We start from the raw sequence: 17,577 nt of genomic DNA, 5'->3' as shown, positions 1-17,577 counted from the left end.
TCCTTATTTCCGAAACAGGTTGTACTCGTTGCACAACACCAGCACCGCCGGTTCGTCTTCTTCGATATTGTTATAGCGGGCAATGGGCTGTAAAAAATGGTTATCGTGTTCATCGTCATTCACCGATGACACTTCCCCCACCAGTACGTCGCCAAAACCGCGTTCGCCCCAGAAACTGTGGTACAGGCCGGGGGGGAGGCAGATGCTGTCCCCGGGTTGCAGGCGTAACTGACTGCCGGGCGCGTGGGTCTGCAGACAGCCGTCGAGGGTAACGGTCACGTCGGTATTTTCAGGTTCTTGATGTGCATCGGCATTCCATAACTCGACGATCAGGTTTCCGCCGCCACGGTTGATGATGTCTTCCCGTTTACGCCAGTGAAAATGCATGGGCGTCACCTGACCATCCCGGACGTGCATGATTTTTTCGGCATAGCACTTTTCATAGGGCACGCCGTTCGGTGAGCCATTGCGCAGGGTAAAGAGCGTTAGCCCCTGTGCGGCAAAATGGTCGCTGCCGAATGCCGTTACGTCCCAGCCAAGCCTGAGATCAAACACTTCCTGCCAGGTGGCCGGGTCAAGCTGCTGCCATTTCGTCGGCGGAAAACTGGCAAAGGGAGGGAGATGCACATCGTGCATGGAGAAGAACTGCCGCGTGTGGCCAAGGATTTCATTGATTTCGGAGCGTTTCATGGGGCCCCCTGGACGCTATGTCAGGCCTCACCCCAACTCTCCCGCGAAGAGAAGATCAGGGTGAGGGCATCAAACCGCACTACATCACTTCACTGTCCACCCCTTATAGGATCCGACGTTCTTTTTATCGATCATCGTCACCGGGATCAGCACAGGCTCTTTAGGCGCAGGTTTGCCCTGCAGAATGTCATAGCCGATCTCAACCGCTTTTGCCGCCATTACCTGCGGATCCTGAGCCGGCGTCGCGACAAACAGGGAGTTTTCACGCTTAAGCGCTTCTTCGCCGTCCGGACTACCGTCTACGCCAACGATAAAGAATTCATTGCGTTGGGCCTGTTTTGCCGCCAGATCGGCACCGATCGCCGTCGGATCGTTAATCGCGAACACGCCGTCGATCTTCGGATTGGCCGCCAGCAGTGAGGTCATCACTTCCAGACCGCCTTCACGGCTACCTTTGGCGTTCTGGTTATCAGAGAGCACCTTAATATCCGGATGTTTTTTGAACTCGGTCTGGCAGCCTTCGACGCGGTTTTGCACCGCGGACACTGGCGGCCCGTTGATGATGACCACGTTGCCTTTGCCTTTCAGGCGGTCAGTAATGTATTTACAGGCCATTTCCCCCGCCTGGGTGTTATCGGAGGTGATGGTGGCATTCGCCCCTTCCGCCGCGACGTCAACCGCGACAACCACGATCCCGGCCTCTTTCGCGCGTTTAACCGCCGGGCCGATCCCTTTGGAATCCGCGGCGTTAAGGATGATCATGTCCACTTTGGCCGCAATAAAGTTGTCGATCTGCGCCACCTGCTGGCCGAGATCGTAACCGCTGGAGACCAGCGTCACTTTGACGTTATCCCCCGCCAGTTTGCGCGCTTCCAGCTCGGCACCTTTGGTGATCTGCACGAAGAATGGGTTGGCCAGGTCGCCCACCGTCACGCCGATGGACTTCAGATCTTTCGCCTGCGCAAACGGCGTTGCGGCAAGCAGCGCGCCAGCACAGAGCGCGGTCACTAACGGTTTCAAACGCATCTTCTCTTCCTCGCTTGTAGGGTATTGTTGTTATGCACTTTGATGGTGTCGGGTACGGTATTTGTCGATCAGCACCGCTATGATGATCACCGCCCCTTTGATCACCAGTTGCCAGAAGTAGGAGACGCCCATCAGCGTCATGCCGTTGTTAAGCGTGGCGATGATCAGCGCCCCCACCAGCGTGCCGGTGATCGTGCCGATCCCGCCAACAAAGCTGGTACCGCCGAGGATCACCGCCGCAATCGCATCCAGCTCGTAGCCCATGCCCAGGTTGCCGTTGGCGCTGTAGAGACGCGAGGCACTCATCACGCCGCCCAGGCCCGAGAGCAGCCCGCTCATGCCGTACACAAACAACAGCACCAGCCAGACCTTAATGCCTGTCAGACGCGCCGCCTGCATGTTGCCGCCAACCGCATAAATGTGAACGCCAAGCGTGGTGCGGCGCAGAATAAACCAGCACAGCACAATGACCGCCAGCGCGATCACCACCAGCCACGGAATGGGGCCGAGGTAGTTATTGCCGATCCACTCAAAGTTAATGTTGGAGTTAATGACGGTCGTACCGTCCGCCAGCAGGTAAGCCGCACCGCGCAGTGCCGTATAGGTACCGAGCGTCACGATAAACGGCGGCAGCCCGGCAAAAGCCACCAGCGCGCCGTTGAACAAACCCAGCACCAGGCCGAGCATGAGCGCTGCCGGAATAGAAAGCATGGCGAACTCAGGTATTAACGACACCACCATCGCCGCCACGGCCGTGGTGCCCAGAATGGAGCCGACGGAGAGGTCGATCCCGCCGGTCAGAATGATGAAGGTCATCCCTGCGGCCAGTACGATGTTGATCGACGCCTGGCGGGTGATATTGAGCAGATTACTTTCGGTAAAGAAGTTAGGCGCGATAAAACCAAATACCGCCACAATCAGGATCAAGATGGGCAAAATGCCGACCGTCTGCATCAGATCGCTCATCAGCATTTTTTTGGCAGAGGCGGACTTCGCCACCTGCTGCGGATGGGTTGAATTTGTCATAGTTGCACCGCCTGATGATGAGAGTCGTTCACGCCGGTCGCCAGCGTCATGATGTTTTCCTGAGAAATTTCTGCTCCGTGAAGTTCACCTGCAATGCTGCCTTCACGCATGACATAGACGCGGTCGCTCATGCCGACGATTTCCGGCAGCTCGCTGGAGATCATCAGGATCGCCACGCCCTTGCGCGCCATCTGGTTCATGATGCGGTAGATTTCACTTTTCGCCCCGACGTCGACGCCGCGCGTCGGTTCGTCCAGAATCAGAATGCGTGGGCCGATGGCCACCCAGCGGGAGATAAGCAGCTTTTGCTGATTGCCCCCGGACAGGCCACCCGCGCGGACCTGTGAATGCGGCACGCGGATGTTAAGCAGGGCGATTGCATCGTCAGAAATGGTCTGCGCTTTTTTGCGGTTCAGCATGCCGAAGGTGGCGTCGCGCTCCAGCGTCGCCATGGTGATGTTCTCCTGGGCGGCCAGCTCGAGGAACAGCCCTTGTTCTTTGCGGTTTTCGGTGAGAAAACCGATCCCGTTGTCGATGGCGGCACGCGGGGAGTGGATTACCACCGGTTCGCCGTCGACCTCAATCATGCCGCCCGTGGCTTTGCGCGCGCCGAAGATCAGCTGCGCCAGTTCGGAACGTCCGGCGCCCACCAGACCTGCCAGCCCGACAATTTCTCCGGAACGCACCTGCAGACTGCAGGGGAGCACTTTCTTGCCGTCGGTAAGGTGATGCACGTTAAGACGCGGGCTGCCGAGCGGGATATCGCGCTCTTTGTTAAACAGATCGCTTAGCGGACGGCCGACCATCATTTTCACCAGTTCAGAGGCGTTCAGTTTGTCGCGCGTCAGGCTACCGACGTACTGCCCGTCACGCAGAACGCTGACGCGATCGGAGAGTTCATACACTTCCGCCATGCGGTGGCTGATATAGATAATCGCCATTCCTTCCTCTCGCAGGCGCAGTATCAGCTCGAACAGGCGATGGGTTTCACGTGAGGAGAGGGCGGCGGTGGGTTCATCCATCACCAGAATGCGGCTGTTGCGGTGCAGCGCGCGGGCAATTTCAACCTGCTGCTGCTCGGCGATGGTCAGCCTCATTACCAGGTCGGTCGCCTTGAAGTGCGCGCCCAGACGGTCAATCACCGCCTGCGCCTGTGCGGCCATCTCTTTGCGCTGTACCAGCCCGGCGCGCGACAGCTCGCTGCCCAGGAAAATGTTTTCAGCGACGGTCAGATTGGGGGCAAGCTGCATCTCCTGATAAATGAGGGTGATACCCGCGGCCAGCGCATCCTTTGGCCCTTTGATGTGAAACGGCTGTCCGTCAATCAGGATCTCGCCGCTGGTGGCGGTATAGGCCCCCGCGAGGATCTTCATCAGGGTACTCTTTCCTGCGCCGTTTTCCCCCATCAGCGCGTGGATCTCACCGGGGTATATCGTCAAATCCACACCCTTGAGCGCGTGGAAATGGCCAAACGTTTTGGCAATGTTGCGCATCTCCAGTACCGGGGTTCTGCTCATGGCGGATCTCCTTGAATGTCGATATCCGCACTTCATCACAGGTTGGTAAATGCAAAATGTCAGAAGCCGTTCATATTTGTCATAGTTATGAATAGTTAACTTACATCACAATTCCCCGCTTTTTCCCTCTCAGCAGGAGAGGGCCAGGGTGAGGGCATCACATTGCACCGGAGCTTACCGTATGCCATCACACCGTCCGCCCTTCTTTGCCAGCGCCCGTGGTCGCCTGCTGATTTTTAATCTGCTGGTGGTGGCGGTGACGCTGATGGTCAGCGGCGTGGCGGTGCTCGGCTTTCGTCATGCCAGCCAGATCCAGGAACAGGTGCAGCAGCAGACGCTGGATGACATGACCGGCAGCATGAACCTCGCCCGCGATACCGCCAATGTGGCAACGGCGGCGGTACGGCTATCGCAAGTTGTAGGCGCGCTGGAATATAAGGGCGAAGCCGAGCGCCTGAAGCAGACGCAGATGGCACTGCGTCACTCGCTGGAACAGCTTGCCGATGCGCCACTGGCGCAACAGGAGCCCGCGCTGGTGGCGCGAATTATTCAGAGAAGTAATGAGTTACAGCAGAGCGTGACGGGCATGCTGGAGCGCGGGCAGCGGCGTCATCTGGAGCGTAATGCGCTTCTCAGCGCGCTCTATCAAAGCCAGAGCTATTTGCGCCATCTGCAGGACATCAACCGCCGTTACGCCAGCAACGTTCCGGATGCGCAACAGCTTATGGAAATGGACAGGCTAATCATCGCCGCTATTGAAACGCCCTCGCCGCGCGCCACGGTTCAGCAGCTGGATACCGTGACAGCAACGCTGCCCCGGAGCGTGACGCAGCCCGTGGTGAACGCTATCCTGCCCGATTTTAATGCCGAGCTTCACAAGCTTGTTCCGCTCTCGACCCAGCTGGAGGAGAGCGATCTGGCGATCAGCTGGTATATGTTCCACATCAAGGCGCTGGTGGCGATATTAAACAGCGACATCAATCAGTACGTTGAACAGGTGGCGCAGGCCTCCCGGCTGCGCACTGCCCAGAGTCACCAGGAGCTGCGCTCCATCAGCGTATTTATCAGCGTGTTCGCCGTGCTGGCGCTGATCATCACCGGGTGCGCCTGTTGGTATATCTACCGTAATCTGGCCTCCAACCTGACGGCCATCTCCCGGGCGATGTCGCGCCTTGCTCACGGCGAGCAGGATGTTTCTGTCCCCGGGCTGCAGCGCCGTGATGAGCTGGGTGAGCTGGCGCGAGCGTTTAACGTTTTTGCCCGCAACACCGCCTCGCTTGTCCACACCACCCGCCTGCTGAAAGAAAAAACCACGCAGATGGAGATCGACCGCATCGAGCGTCAGGGGCTGGAAGAGGCGTTGGTGCACAGCCAGAAGATGAAGGCCGTCGGGCAGCTGACGGGCGGTCTGGCGCATGACTTTAACAACCTGCTGGCGGTGATCATTGGCAGTCTGGAACTCACCGATCCTGACTCACATGACGCCCCGCGTATCACCCGGGCACTCAAGGCCGCCGAACGTGGTGCGGTGCTGACCCAGCGCCTGCTGGCGTTTTCCCGCAAGCAATCCCTGACCCCGCACGCGGTAGAGATGAAACCGCTGCTCGAGAACCTGCGGGAGTTGATGTACCACTCGCTGCCGGCCACCCTGACGCTGGAAATTGAAGCGCAATCACCGGCGTGGCCGGCGTGGATAGACGTCAGCCAGCTGGAAAACGCCATTATTAACCTGGTGATGAACGCCCGCGATGCGATGGAGGGACAGACGGGGGTTATTAAGATCCGCACGTGGAATCAGCGCGTGACCCGCAGTGACGGACGCAGGCAGGATATGGTGGCGCTGGAGGTTATTGACCGGGGAAGTGGAATGTCGCAGGAGGTCAAATCCCGGGTCTTCGAACCGTTCTTTACGACCAAGCAAACCGGAAGCGGTAGCGGATTAGGCCTGTCGATGGTCTACGGTTTTGTACGCCAGTCCGGTGGGCGCGTGGAGATTGAAAGCGCGCCAGGGCAGGGGACCACCGTGCGGCTGCATCTGCCACGCTCGACGCTGCCTGTTCGTTCTGCTGATGAGACCCAGGCCGCCGCGGCTGCCATTGAAAATGAACGCCTGGTACTGGTGCTGGAAGATGAAGCCGATGTCCGCCAGACCCTGTGCGAGCAACTGCATCAGCTGGGCTATCTGACGCTTGAAGCGGACAACGGCGAACAGGCCCTGAAGATGCTGGACGCGTCACCGGATATTGGCATGTTTATTAGCGATTTAATGCTGCCCGGCAACCTCAGCGGTGCCGAGGTGATCAACCATGTGCGCAGCCATTATCCGCAGCTTCCGGTGTTGCTGATCAGCGGCCAGGATCTGCGTCCGACGCATAACCCGCAACTGCCGGACGTGGCATTACTGCGTAAGCCTTTTACCCGTGTACAGCTGGCGCAGGCGTTGCGCAAGGTGATGACAGGAACTGGCTGAGAGCCAGGGTCGCCGCCCCCTGAGCACCGTTAAAGGATGACGATGATGCTGTAATGAAACGGACTGCCTCATACGGCAGCGGACGGCGCAGATGCTGTTTAATTCTGGCAATCAGCGCGTCGCGTGGAAAATCGACCATATCCATCACGCCGCCGCCGAGGATCACCGCATCCGGGTCGAAGAGATTTACGCTGGTGGCAATGGCTCGGGCTGCATGATTTAAGAGCTGTATGACAAAGGGGTCATGACACGCTGAGGTAAAAATCTCGCCAATCGCGTAATCACGGGGCTGTTGTTCATACCACTGTTTCAGGGCAATACCGGAACAGACGGTTTCCAGACATCCTGTGTTACCACAACCGCAATGGCGTGACATATCGCCCTGCGGAATATGTCCAAGCTCGCCCGCGACCCCGTGTGCACCTGTCCAGGGCGCGCCGTTCAGCCAGATGGCGAACCCCATGCCGGTACCGAGATAGGCTGCCAGAACCTGCTGATGCTGCAAGTTGTGCTGCATAACATCAAAAGAGAGCTGGAGGTTAACGTCACGGTAGAATTCGACCGGGCATCCCAGCGCGTCCGCCAGTTTGCCCGCCAGGTCCCGTCGGTCTGTTGCCTGTAATGGCAGGTTTGGTGTCGAGATAATGGTGCGTTTGTCTTTGCCGACCAGTGCAGGAAAACCCATCACCAGACCCCGACAGCGAACCTGATAGTGGCGAAGCCTTGCAACGATCATTTCTGCGACGCCGCACATGACGCCTGAACGGATAATGTCTGCTGTACGGTGTTTTTCACAGTGCAGCACGGCCCCGTCGGCTGTAAGCAGGCAAAAACGGATATGGGTAGCGCCCATATCCACTCCGGCGACGACATCAGGCTGTTTTTGCATGAGGAAGGGCCTCGTTCTTTGCCGACAGAATCTGTCCGGCCATCAGTTGCCATGCGTCGTCGATATTCTCTGCGTGGTTGAACAGTCCTGACGTCCCGACGATAAAGACATCAGCCCCGGCGGCCATCAGTTTTTTGTAGGTGGACTGATTGCAGGAGCCATCGATCTCAATCTCATAGCGCAGCCCTTCACGTTCGCGCCAGGCTTTCAGCTCGGCAATTTTTTCGAGCATTTCCGGAATGAAAGGCTGCCCGGCAAAGCCAGGATCGACGGTCATGACCGTAATTTTGTCCGCCTTGTGAATGTAATATTTCATCGCTTCAACGGGCGTTTCAGGGTTGAGGATCAGACCGACTCTCATGCCATGACGGCGAATTTCGTCAATCAGACGGAAGGCCTGACCGTTAATCGTTTCCGGATGCAGGGTGATGAAATCCGCTCCGGCCTGTGCCAGTTGACTAATGTAGTCCTGGGGGCGCGTCACCATCAGATGGCAGTCCAGCGGTTTGGTGGCGAGCTTCTTCACCTGGCTGACAAAGAACGGTGACAGCGTCAAATTGGGCACAAAGTGACCGTCCATGATATCGATATGGAAGTAGTCCGCGTGCTGGTCTATGAATTCGATCTGCTCTTTGAATTTCAGCAGGTCCATACACATCAGGGAGGGGGAAATTTTCATCGTCAATTCCTTACTTACTGATCAATCTATCGAGGGCGACAGCGGCGATAATCAACCCGCCCATCACCACCAACTGGTAGTAGGTTTGTACTTGTAAAATATTGAGTCCGTTATTGATGGTGCCGATGATGAGCCCCCCAATCACGACAGAGAAGATGCGCCCTTTACCGCCAAAGAAGCTGGTTCCGCCGATAATGGCGCTGGCAATGGCGTAGGTTTCAAAGCCCATACCAGCCAGCGGCTCTGCTGCCCCCAGTCGTGCCGTTGACACCACGCCTGCCAGCCCTGCACACACACCGGAGATAATGAAAACCACCAGGATATGAAACTTCACGTCAATACCGGAGTAAAACGCCGAGTTCTTGTTACCGCCCAGCGCGTAGATGTTGCGTCCCAGCCGCATACGGGTGGTGAGGAACCAGAGAATCACCGCCACTACCAGCGAGAAGATCACCGGCACGGGAATACCTAAGAGATTGGCGGCAAAAAAGTTTACAAAGTCGAACGAGAAGCCGTATACCGAGTTGGCATCCGAAATCACCAGCGTAATGCCGCGAAAAATGGCGTTAGTGCCCAGGGTGATAATGAACGGATGCAGCCCGGTCCAGTTGACCAGACAGCCGTTGATCGCGCCTAACGCACCGCCAACCAGCACGCCGCCAATGAGCGCTGCCAGGAACGGGTCGACGCCGGCCAGCATGAGCTTGGCGGTCACCATCCCGGACAGCGCCAGAATCGCCCCGACGGACAGATCGATACCTGCCACCAGAATGGCAAAGAACTCGCCCATCCCGATCAGCACCGTCACCGAACTCTGGACAAAAATTTGAGTGATGTTGTTGGTGGTCAGGAAGTATTCCGACGACAGCGTGCCAAAGATGGCAACGATGATCGCGAGGATGAAAAAGGTGCCGTACTTGTCCCAGAACAGCGCGAAATTAAACGGTTTTTTTTCGTCCATATCGCGTTTCACTCTTGTGGTAATGCCCATGCCATAATCTCCTCTTCGCCCATATCGTCGCGATTGGTCAGGATTTGCGTCAGTCGCCCTTCGCAGAACACGGCGATGCGGTCGCAGACGGCGATAATTTCAGGTAGCTCGGATGACACCATCAGGATGACCTTGCCCTCGTCAGCCAACTGGCGCATCACTTTGTAGATTTCGGCCTTTGCGCCGACGTCGATGCCGCGGGTAGGTTCATCAAAAATGATGACGTCCGGGTTGCAGCACAGCCATTTGGAAATCAGCACCTTCTGCTGGTTTCCGCCGGAGAGCTCAGTGATGTTTTGCTCCACGCTATGGCACTTTAACGCCAGCAGCTGGCGCTGCGTTTCAGCAGTTTTGCGCTCTTCATGTTCGCGAAACAGGCCCATGGCGCCTTTGTAGCCGCCATTTTTCAGGCTTTGGCTGACCGCCATGTTCTGAGCAATAGAGAAGTTGGGGAAGAAGCCGTTTTCCCGACGGCTTTCAGTGATGTAGGCCATCCCTTTTTTCAACGCATCCAACGGCGAGTGTGGGGAGATGGTTTTACCGTTGAGACGGATTTCACCGCTAGCGCGTTTATCCACCCCGAAGAGGCAGTCCATCAGCTCGGTGCGGCCTGAGCCGACGAGTCCTGCAAAGCCAAAGATTTCACCGCGGTTCACGCTGAACGAGATATCACGTACTTTTTTCTTGTCCCGGCTGGTGACGTTTTTCACTTCGAACACGGTATCGCGTTCGAGGTTGCCGGTACTTTCTTTCATCGCGTTAAAGCGGTTTTGCAACTCGCGGCCCACCATCAGGCGCACAATATCGTCGTTTGTGACATCACTCACCATGCCCGTGCAGACGCTGCTTCCATCTTTCATCACGGTAAAGCGGTCGCAAATGCGGCGGATTTCTGCGAGCTTATGCGAGATATACACAATTGCTGTGCCCTCTTTACGTAATTGATTCATGATCAGGAAAAGATAATCCACCTCTTTATTGGTTAAAGACGATGTGGGCTCATCCATAATGATCGCTTTAGCGTTGAGCATTAATGTTTTTGCAATTTCCAGCATTTGCTTGTGGCTGATGGATAAATTCGCCACCTTTTCATCTAAATCGACTTTCAATCCCACGCGTAAAAGCATCATTGCGCCGCGAATGCGCATCTCTTTCCAGTCGATGATATTGACGCCACAGACTTTTTTCGTCAGATGACGGCCAATATATAAATTCTCCAGAACAGTTAATTCATCGATAACGCTAAGTTCCTGGTAAATTATGCCAATGCCCAACTGTGCTGCCAGTTTATGATCGAGCTTGTCGTAATTTACCTCGTTGATAGTAATAGTTCCTTTGGTCGGTTCATGTATTCCCGACAATACTTTCATTAAGGTTGATTTACCGGCGCCATTCTCCCCTAATAACGCATGAATCTCGTGGGGATAAATAGTTAAATCAACCGACGTTAATGCGTGAACCGGACCAAAGGATTTGCCGATCCCCGCCATTGAGATATATGGCGTGACCATGTTTACTCCTTATGTTTTCCCCTCTCATCCTGTGGGAGAGAGTTGGGGCGTGGGCATCTGACCGCACCGGATATCAGTTATTTCGTCACCAGAACCGAATCAACCAGTTTGAATTCAGGCGTTTTTTCTAGTGGGATCACGTTGCCGGTTTTCGCCGCATCCACCATCAACTTCAGGCCCGTGGCACCAATATCCGCTGGGTTCTGCGCGACGGTGGCGGTCATTTGTCCGGCATCGACCATCTTACGTGCTTCAGGAATGCCATCCGTGCCAACGACCAGTACTTTTCCTGTTTTACCGGCGTTTGCCACCGCCTGTGCCACGCCCATTGCCATGGTGTCGTTTGCACAGTAGAAGGCTTTCAAATTCGGGTTGCGTTGTAAAACGTTGGTGGCGACATCCAGGGCTTTAATGCGATCCCAGTCGGCGGGTTGGCTGGCAACGAGCTTGATTTGACTTGCTTTTTTAAAGGTTTCTGTAGCGCCATTGCGGCGTGCCTCTCCCGATGCATTTCCGGCTTTCCCTTCAATAATCGCGACTTCACCGCCCTGCACACCGAGTTTATCAATGATAAAGCCTGCCCCTTTTGCCCCAACGGCTACGTTATCCGTCGTGACAAAACCTTCAACGTTACCGCCGGCTTTTTTCAGGTTATCCATATCGATTTTTTCATCGAGGTTGACCAGAAAAATGCCTTTCTGCCAGGCGCGTGAGACGGGCATCACCAGGTTGACCGAGGAGAGTGGGGCAAAGGCAATGCCTTTGTATTTCTTATTACTCAAGTCTTCAAAAAGCTGCAGTTGAGACTGAAAATCACCCTCTGACGGCGAAGCAAAAATATCAACACTTACCCCCAGGGTTTTTGCTTCATCTTCGATCCCTTTCTTCATATCCACCCAGAATGGATTGTTCAATGTTTTTAATACTACTGCATATTCTGCGGCAGCAAATGCGCTGGTAGATAACATTAAGCCCATAGCGGCGCCGCTGAAATATTTCAGATATTTATTCATAGCAGTGTTCTCAATGTAGGGTATATTTTGTTGATCCCGCTAGTACGGGATCAACCTTTTATCGTTACTTCAGGGCGCCAGGGGAGAAGAAATCCACAATAGCACCGGTTTTTTGCATGTTGAGTGTGGCCTGTTGAATATTCTGTTGTGCAACGGATACAAATAAAGCATCTAATAGTGTGAGTTGTAATATACGCGCGGAGGCGTTGCGCCCTAATAAAGGGGTCTCTGGTGCTGGCGAGCAAATAATATAATCAGCGAGTTTGGCAATGGGCGAATGATAGCTATGGGTAATGCAGATAATCTTCGCACCGTTCTTTTTCGCTAACTCTACTGCGGCTTTCACATCGCTGGTGCGTCCTGAGTGTGTTACCACCAGTACTACGTCTCCCTCTTTCAGCAGCGATGCTGACATCATCATGATATGGGCGTCCTGATAAGACTGGCAGCGCACGCCGATACGTAAAAACTTGTGCTGGATGTCGGCACAAATGGCGTTAGAGCCACCGACGCCGTACAGATCGCGCTGGTTAGCCTGAGCGAAGAAACGTGCTGCGCGATGAATTTCATCCACATTAACAATCGACTGGCCTTCCATAATGGTGCGAAGCGTAATGTTGAACACTTTATTAACCACATCCTGTGGTGCTTCATCAAAGGCGAGTTCAGCGGGGAGCACCTGCTCGGATTGAGAGAAGTAGTCCACAAGCGCTGCGCGCAGAGTACGAAAACCGCTAAACCCGAGCAGCTTGGCTACTTTGACGATCATCGCTTCCGAGACCAGCAGTGTTTCGGCAACATCTTTAATTGCCGGCGCACCGCTCAGGTTACCTGGCTGAAGCAGCCAGTCGACGATACGGCTCTCATTGTCGGTCATCCCTTCCTGTTTCATACGCAGGTAAGGTGCCAGACCGATGCCATTAGGCAGCTCTTTTTCAAATTCTGACTGACTCATCGCTCTCTGTTGTCCTTAAAAATGAAGACGACACTATATCATCACAACCTCCCCGGGAAATATGTTGTCAACTTCACAATATTTATAAATTCATAAAGTTTTATTGCTTGTGAAGTTTTGGGCTGTGTGTTGTTGCTTCATTCGTTGTAAATCAATCATTTAATTTCTTCTGCATTTAATGGCCTAAGACTTACAGGCAAACTTAACCATCAGGTCAGGGTTGAAATGCGATCCTCAGGGGTGTAGAACATGCTTAGAACGCGATGTTTTTGTGGTTTTATTGCACAACTAACCGGTCTTAAATCACAAAATACATCGCGTTCGTAAAGTTTACTCACTGAGAGGCAAATCATGAAAAGGATTGCGTTTGGTTGCGATCACGTTGGCTTCATACTGAAAGAGGACATACTGGCCCATCTGCGTGGGCGTGGCGTAGAGGTGGTGGATAAGGGCACCTGGTCGCCCGAACGCACCGATTACCCGCATTATGCCAGCGCTGTTGCGACGTCCCTGCTCGACGGTGAGGTTGATGGCGGCATCTTAATTTGTGGTACCGGCGTTGGGATCTCTATTACGGCCAACAAATACCCCGGCATTCGTGCAGTGGTATGTAGTGAGCCTTATTCTGCGCAGCTTTCAAGGCAGCATAACAACACCAATATACTGGCATTTGGCTCACGTGTTGTTGGCCTTGAGCTGGCAAAAATGATTGTCGATGCCTGGCTCAATGCAGAATTTGAGGGCGGGAGACATCAGGTGAGAGTGGAAGCGATAGGGGTGATTGAACAGGCGCAGAAATGAGATTCCTCCGCTACCCCAGCCAGCTGTTGTTCATTACCGTAAGGCCAGTCCACCTGCGAGTCTGGTCTTATGAAACGTTACTCTACCGCTCTGTTATTTGGTCTGCTGTCACTTACCAGCCAACTGGCTCACGCCGATGTTATTGATGAAGCCATTGGCAATATTCAGCAGGCGATCAACGATGCCTATAACCCCAGCAGCAGTCGCAGTAGCGATGACGACGACGATCGCTACGATCGCAGCCGCCAGACCGACAGCCGTCAGTATGACGATCGCCGCAGGCAACTGGAGGATCGCCGTCGCCGTCTGGATGAGCGTCAACGCCAGCTGGATGATGACAGACGTCAGTTAGAAGAAGATGAGCGCCGGTTAGAAGACGATTACGATCGCTGATACGCGCGGTTTAGCATCCATACGCCTCGCCCTCTCATTCAGAGAGGGAGTGACCTAATCCAGCAACAACGTCATTCCGTCATATCCCGCCTCGAACCCGTCGGGTAGCGGGTTATCCATCATCCATACGTCGAACTGATGACTGATATGGGTCAGGATCACCTGTGGACAGCCGATGATCTCATTTAAGGCAATAACCGTATTCAGATCGCAATGGTTGCGCGGCGTTTCGTCACGCGGCTCGTGACTGCAGTCGATGATCATCGCCTGCGGCCGGTTATTGAGCAGGAATTTTACCGTTTTATCGGGTAATCCGGCGGTATCGGAGAGCCAGGCCACACGGCTGTGGGCGGACTCCAGCAGGTAGCCAAAGGTGATTTTCGAGTGATTCAGCGGCAGCGGCGTGACCCGCAGGCCCTGCAGTTCAAACACCACAAACGGCTCTACCGTATGGCTGAAATCCAGAATCCCCGGGTGTTTAAACAGGTCGTCACACCCCGACTCGTCTGGCGGACCGTACACCGGAACAGGGGCACCGACGCCCCAGCGCAGGGGGAACAGCCCCTGGACGTGATCCATATGGTAGTGGGTCAGTAAAAACTGCTGAAAGCTGCCTGCCGGCCAGTTGTCCATCAGGTGCGGGATACCGGCGTCCAGCAGCGTTACCGCATCGTTGAATTTGACTACCGCGCTACAGGGGCGACGGCGATGGTTATCCTGCAGACGCGCCCGGCGACACGCCGCGCAGTCGCAGCCAAACACCGGCACCAGCTGAGCGCTACCGGTTCCCGTTAACGTAATCGTCAGACTCATCGTGCACCTCTACAACAGTTTGGTGAAACGAAAATGGCTCTGCGTATACCCTTCACGAGCATAAAAACGGTGAGCGTCCAGGCGCTTCACGCTGGTGGATAGCTCTGTCAGTTCAGCGCCCGCCTGCCGCGCCACGTTCTCCGCCCAGGCCAACAGCTGGCTGCCCACCCTGAGACCGCGCGCCTGCGGCATGACCACCAGCTCCTGGATCTCGCCAATCCATCTGGCGTGGTGCAGGTGAAACTGCATATGCAGGCCAATCATGCCCACCACCTGGCCGTTTAATTCAGCCAGCTGGTAACGCATATTGTGGTCCTGCAGATTGGCAAGATACCCGGCGTGGAACGCCTGATGATCAAACTCACTCTGCTTGAGTTCGCAAATCAGCGCGTAAACAATCTGCGCATCGTCGGCACTGGCGGGGCGAAGCTGGCAGTCAGGCATGCTGTTTCTCCTTCTGACGGATAAGCGTTAAAAAGTTATCGACTGACTGTAGCAAACTTCCGTCGTTATTGAGGATATGACAGTTCGATGGGGTATAGCGCGCCGCACGTTCAAGCCGCTGCTCGATCTCTTTGGCGTTTTCACGACCCCGGCTCTGCAACCGGCTGCGCAGCACATCAGGCGAGACCTGCAGACAGACCGGCAACAGCGCTGCTTCATAGCGAGCGCGCGCTTGTTGAAGGTGTGCGCGTGAGCCGTTGACCAGCACGTCGAACCCGGCGTGCAGCCACAGGTCTGTCTCGATGCCTATCCCGTAGTAATAACCGTTGGCGTGCCAGCTGAGCGCCAGCAGATTTTGCCCGGCGCGCGTGAAAAATTCCGGCTCGCTCAGGGCGATATGGTTCTCACTCCCGGCATTCGCCGCACGGGTGATATAGCGGTGCGCAACCAGAAGCTGGGGATGTTCCCGCTGCCGTAACGCGGACAGCAGGCTGTCCTTACCAGAGCCTGACGGCCCCATTAGCCAGATTAGTCTTCCCATCAGAACACCCGTTTTCCCTGACGCCAGACGTGGTCGATATGGATGTGCTCGCCCTTACGGTGAACCAGCACCAGATCCGCCCGTTTACCTTCAGCTATCTCTCCACGATCGTGAAGATTAAGCGCCGTTGCCGGGTTTTTCGTTACCAGACGAATCGCCTGCGGCAGCGTAAAGCGATTGTTTTCGTCAGCCGCGACCCGGAAGGCGGCGTCCAGCAGGCTGGCGGGGTAGTAGTCGGACGAGAGGATATCCAGCAGACCTAGCGACGCGAGCGCGCTTGCCGCCACGTTGCCGGAGTGTGAGCCGCCGCGCACGATATTCGGCGCCCCCATCAGGACGTTCATGCCGTGGGTGCGGGAGGCTTCTGCTGCCTCAAACGTGGTGGGAAATTCAGCGATTACGCTGCCAAGCTGGTGTGATTCGCGCACATGTTCATGCGTCGCATCATCATGGCTGGCTAAGGCAATGTTGCGATCCCGACACATGGCGGCAATGGAGAGCCGGTTTGGTTGAGACCACTGTGCCGCAAGCTGTCGCTGTTCCTCTTCATAACGCGCCATTTCCTCGTTGGTCAGCGCGTATTTTCCCTGATAATACTCGCGGTATTTCTCTATTCTGGCGAACTGACGCTGCCCCGGCGAGTGGTCCATCAACGAGACCAGTGAGACCGGTTCGCGGTCCACCAGCTTTTCAAACAGCGGCAGAGTGGTGTGATGCGGGAGTTCACACCGCAGGTGCAGACGATGCTCGGCGCGGTTAAGGCCGCGTTTTTGCGTCTCTTCCACGGCGTTGATCATCTTCTCGAGGTTTTCCAGACGGTCGCCGCCGTCGCGCACGTCGCCAATCGCTACGGCGTCCAGCACGGTGGTGATGCCGCTGGCGACCATCAGCGCGTCATGGCTGCTCATTGCGGAATGGGCTGGCCAGTCGACTTTCGGACGCGGGGTAAAGAATTTATCCAGATTATCGGTGTGCAGTTCGATAAGGCCCGGCAGCAGCCAGCCCCCTTCACCGTCCATCGCTTCCGGGGCGCGGCTCTGGGTTTCCGCAAAGGCGCGGATCTCTCCGGCCTGGATCTCAATCGAGCCATCAACGACTTCATTTTCCAGCACCAGCTTTACGTTATTCACGATCATGCGAGCGTCCCCATCGGATGCAGCCTGTCTGCGACGCGGGAGCGAACGGTGTCGTCGTGGAAGATCCCCACGATCGCCGCGCCGCGTGCTTTGGCCTGTTCGATCAGTTCAACCACCGCCGCGCTGTTCTTGCTGTCGAGCGAGGCAGTGGGTTCATCAAGCAGTAAAATCGGGTAGTCGACGATAAACCCGCGGGCGATATTCACCCGCTGCTGCTCGCCACCGGAAAAGGTCGATGGGGCAAGGTGCCAGAGGTGTTCCGGCACGTTCAGGCGCGTGAGCAGGCCGGCGGCTTTCGCGGCGCAGGTCTCGCGCGGAACGCCCAGGTCCAGCAACGGCTGCATGACCACGTCCAGGGCGGAGATCCGTGGGATCACCCGCAAAAACTGGCTGACCCAGCCGATCGTCGAGCGGCGCACGTCCAGCACCTTACGCGCCGGCGCCTGCACCAGATCGACCCATTCATTGCCATGACGAATATAGATGTGGCCTTCGTCCGGCAGATAGTTGGCGTACAGGGAGCGCAGCAGCGTCGATTTGCCGCTGCCGGAATGGCCGTGCAACACCACGCATTCACCCTTGCTAACCTCCAGAGAGGCGCTGTGCAGGACCGGCAGGCGCACGCCGTTTTGCTGGTGGAGTACAAAGGTCTTACTGACATTTTCTACGCGGATCATGGAGG

Annotated in this window: 18 protein-coding genes; 3 read left to right on the top strand and 15 right to left on the bottom strand. The window is 55.7% G+C overall.

All coding sequences use genetic code 11. The annotated features are described in order from the left end of the window. Positions 1 to 3 precede the first annotated feature (3 nt). The 4 genes from QE396_RS15355 to QE396_RS15340 form a co-directional block, all read right to left on the bottom strand. The gene (locus QE396_RS15355; RefSeq protein ID WP_020882825.1) at positions 4 to 690 is read right to left on the bottom strand and encodes a D-lyxose/D-mannose family sugar isomerase; all 687 of its coding nucleotides are present in this window, start codon (positions 688 to 690) and stop codon (positions 4 to 6) included. An 84-nt stretch (positions 691 to 774) separates the two neighbouring features. After that, positions 775 to 1,716, bottom strand: a complete 942-nt coding sequence (locus tag QE396_RS15350) for an ABC transporter substrate-binding protein (protein WP_309951661.1) — start codon at positions 1,714 to 1,716, stop codon at positions 775 to 777. 30 nt (positions 1,717 to 1,746) lie between these two features. Next, positions 1,747 to 2,742, bottom strand: a complete 996-nt coding sequence (locus tag QE396_RS15345; RefSeq protein WP_014168244.1) for an ABC transporter permease subunit — start codon at positions 2,740 to 2,742, stop codon at positions 1,747 to 1,749. After that, positions 2,739 to 4,259: a sugar ABC transporter ATP-binding protein gene (locus QE396_RS15340; protein WP_309951659.1), complete on the bottom strand. Its 1,521-nt coding sequence runs from the start codon at positions 4,257 to 4,259 to the stop codon at positions 2,739 to 2,741. Before QE396_RS15340 ends, QE396_RS15345 begins: the two co-directional genes overlap by 4 nt. Positions 4,260 to 4,440: 181 nt before the next feature. Here QE396_RS15340 and QE396_RS15335 point away from each other — a divergent pair, with 181 nt between their 5' ends. After that, positions 4,441 to 6,729: an ATP-binding protein gene (locus tag QE396_RS15335; RefSeq protein ID WP_020882823.1), complete on the top strand. Its 2,289-nt coding sequence runs from the start codon at positions 4,441 to 4,443 to the stop codon at positions 6,727 to 6,729. Here QE396_RS15335 and alsK read toward each other — a convergent pair. The 6 genes from alsK to alsR form a co-directional block, all read right to left on the bottom strand. Further along, a complete protein-coding gene (gene alsK, locus QE396_RS15330; protein ID WP_020882822.1) occupies positions 6,674 to 7,618 on the bottom strand; it encodes an allose kinase in 945 nt (314 codons plus the stop codon). The two genes, QE396_RS15335 and alsK, sit on opposite strands and share 56 nt — an antisense overlap. Then, positions 7,602 to 8,297 (bottom strand): D-allulose 6-phosphate 3-epimerase, encoded by a 696-nt coding sequence (gene alsE, locus QE396_RS15325; protein WP_020882821.1) that lies wholly within the window; start codon positions 8,295 to 8,297, stop codon positions 7,602 to 7,604. The genes alsK and alsE overlap by 17 nt, the downstream gene beginning before the upstream one ends. A gap of 10 nt (positions 8,298 to 8,307) precedes the next feature. Then, on the bottom strand, positions 8,308 to 9,288 hold the full coding sequence (gene alsC, locus QE396_RS15320) for a D-allose ABC transporter permease (protein WP_014168249.1): 981 nt from the start codon (positions 9,286 to 9,288) through the stop codon (positions 8,308 to 8,310). Beyond that, positions 9,267 to 10,799 (bottom strand): D-allose ABC transporter ATP-binding protein AlsA, encoded by a 1,533-nt coding sequence (gene alsA / locus QE396_RS15315; protein ID WP_014168250.1) that lies wholly within the window; start codon positions 10,797 to 10,799, stop codon positions 9,267 to 9,269. Before alsA ends, alsC begins: the two co-directional genes overlap by 22 nt. Positions 10,800 to 10,876: 77 nt before the next feature. Then, positions 10,877 to 11,812 carry a D-allose transporter substrate-binding protein gene (gene alsB / locus QE396_RS15310; protein WP_014168251.1) on the bottom strand — a complete coding sequence of 312 codons (936 nt, stop codon included), beginning with the start codon at positions 11,810 to 11,812 and terminating at the stop codon, positions 10,877 to 10,879. 64 nt (positions 11,813 to 11,876) lie between these two features. Beyond that, positions 11,877 to 12,767, bottom strand: a complete 891-nt coding sequence (alsR, locus tag QE396_RS15305) for a D-allose utilization transcriptional regulator AlsR (RefSeq protein ID WP_014168252.1) — start codon at positions 12,765 to 12,767, stop codon at positions 11,877 to 11,879. Positions 12,768 to 13,118: 351 nt separating this feature from the next. On the opposite strand from alsR, the gene rpiB reads away from it, so the two are divergent. Together rpiB and yjdP are read left to right on the top strand one after the other, a co-directional pair. Continuing rightward, positions 13,119 to 13,568 carry a bifunctional allose-6-phosphate isomerase/ribose-5-phosphate isomerase RpiB gene (gene rpiB / locus QE396_RS15300; RefSeq protein WP_032681899.1) on the top strand — a complete coding sequence of 150 codons (450 nt, stop codon included), beginning with the start codon at positions 13,119 to 13,121 and terminating at the stop codon, positions 13,566 to 13,568. 69 nt (positions 13,569 to 13,637) lie between these two features. After that, complete coding sequence (yjdP, locus tag QE396_RS15295) at positions 13,638 to 13,961, top strand: DDRRRQL repeat protein YjdP (RefSeq protein ID WP_014168254.1); 324 nt, start codon at positions 13,638 to 13,640, stop codon at positions 13,959 to 13,961. 54 nt (positions 13,962 to 14,015) lie between these two features. Here yjdP and phnP read toward each other — a convergent pair whose 3' ends face one another. The 5 genes from phnP to phnL are packed head-to-tail and all read right to left on the bottom strand — an operon-like array spanning position 14,016 to position 17,572. After that, positions 14,016 to 14,774: a phosphonate metabolism protein PhnP gene (gene phnP / locus QE396_RS15290; RefSeq protein WP_020882819.1), complete on the bottom strand. Its 759-nt coding sequence runs from the start codon at positions 14,772 to 14,774 to the stop codon at positions 14,016 to 14,018. A gap of 9 nt (positions 14,775 to 14,783) precedes the next feature. Next, positions 14,784 to 15,218, bottom strand: a complete 435-nt coding sequence (phnO, locus tag QE396_RS15285; protein WP_020882818.1) for an aminoalkylphosphonate N-acetyltransferase — start codon at positions 15,216 to 15,218, stop codon at positions 14,784 to 14,786. Beyond that, positions 15,211 to 15,762: a ribose 1,5-bisphosphokinase gene (gene phnN / locus QE396_RS15280; RefSeq protein ID WP_040018699.1), complete on the bottom strand. Its 552-nt coding sequence runs from the start codon at positions 15,760 to 15,762 to the stop codon at positions 15,211 to 15,213. Before phnN ends, phnO begins: the two co-directional genes overlap by 8 nt. Continuing rightward, positions 15,759 to 16,895, bottom strand: coding sequence for an alpha-D-ribose 1-methylphosphonate 5-triphosphate diphosphatase (gene phnM, locus QE396_RS15275; RefSeq protein WP_014168258.1), 1,137 nt, complete (start codon positions 16,893 to 16,895; stop codon positions 15,759 to 15,761). The genes phnN and phnM overlap by 4 nt, the downstream gene beginning before the upstream one ends. Beyond that, positions 16,892 to 17,572 carry a phosphonate C-P lyase system protein PhnL gene (phnL, locus tag QE396_RS15270; protein WP_020882817.1) on the bottom strand — a complete coding sequence of 227 codons (681 nt, stop codon included), beginning with the start codon at positions 17,570 to 17,572 and terminating at the stop codon, positions 16,892 to 16,894. Before phnL ends, phnM begins: the two co-directional genes overlap by 4 nt. Positions 17,573 to 17,577 lie beyond the last annotated feature (5 nt).

The sequence above is a fragment of the Enterobacter sp. SORGH_AS_0287 genome (assembly GCF_031453695.1).
Classification (GTDB): domain Bacteria; phylum Pseudomonadota; class Gammaproteobacteria; order Enterobacterales; family Enterobacteriaceae; genus Enterobacter; species Enterobacter ludwigii.
Note: the sequence above shows the minus strand (reverse complement) of the source record. Positions and strands in the feature narration are given on the sequence as shown.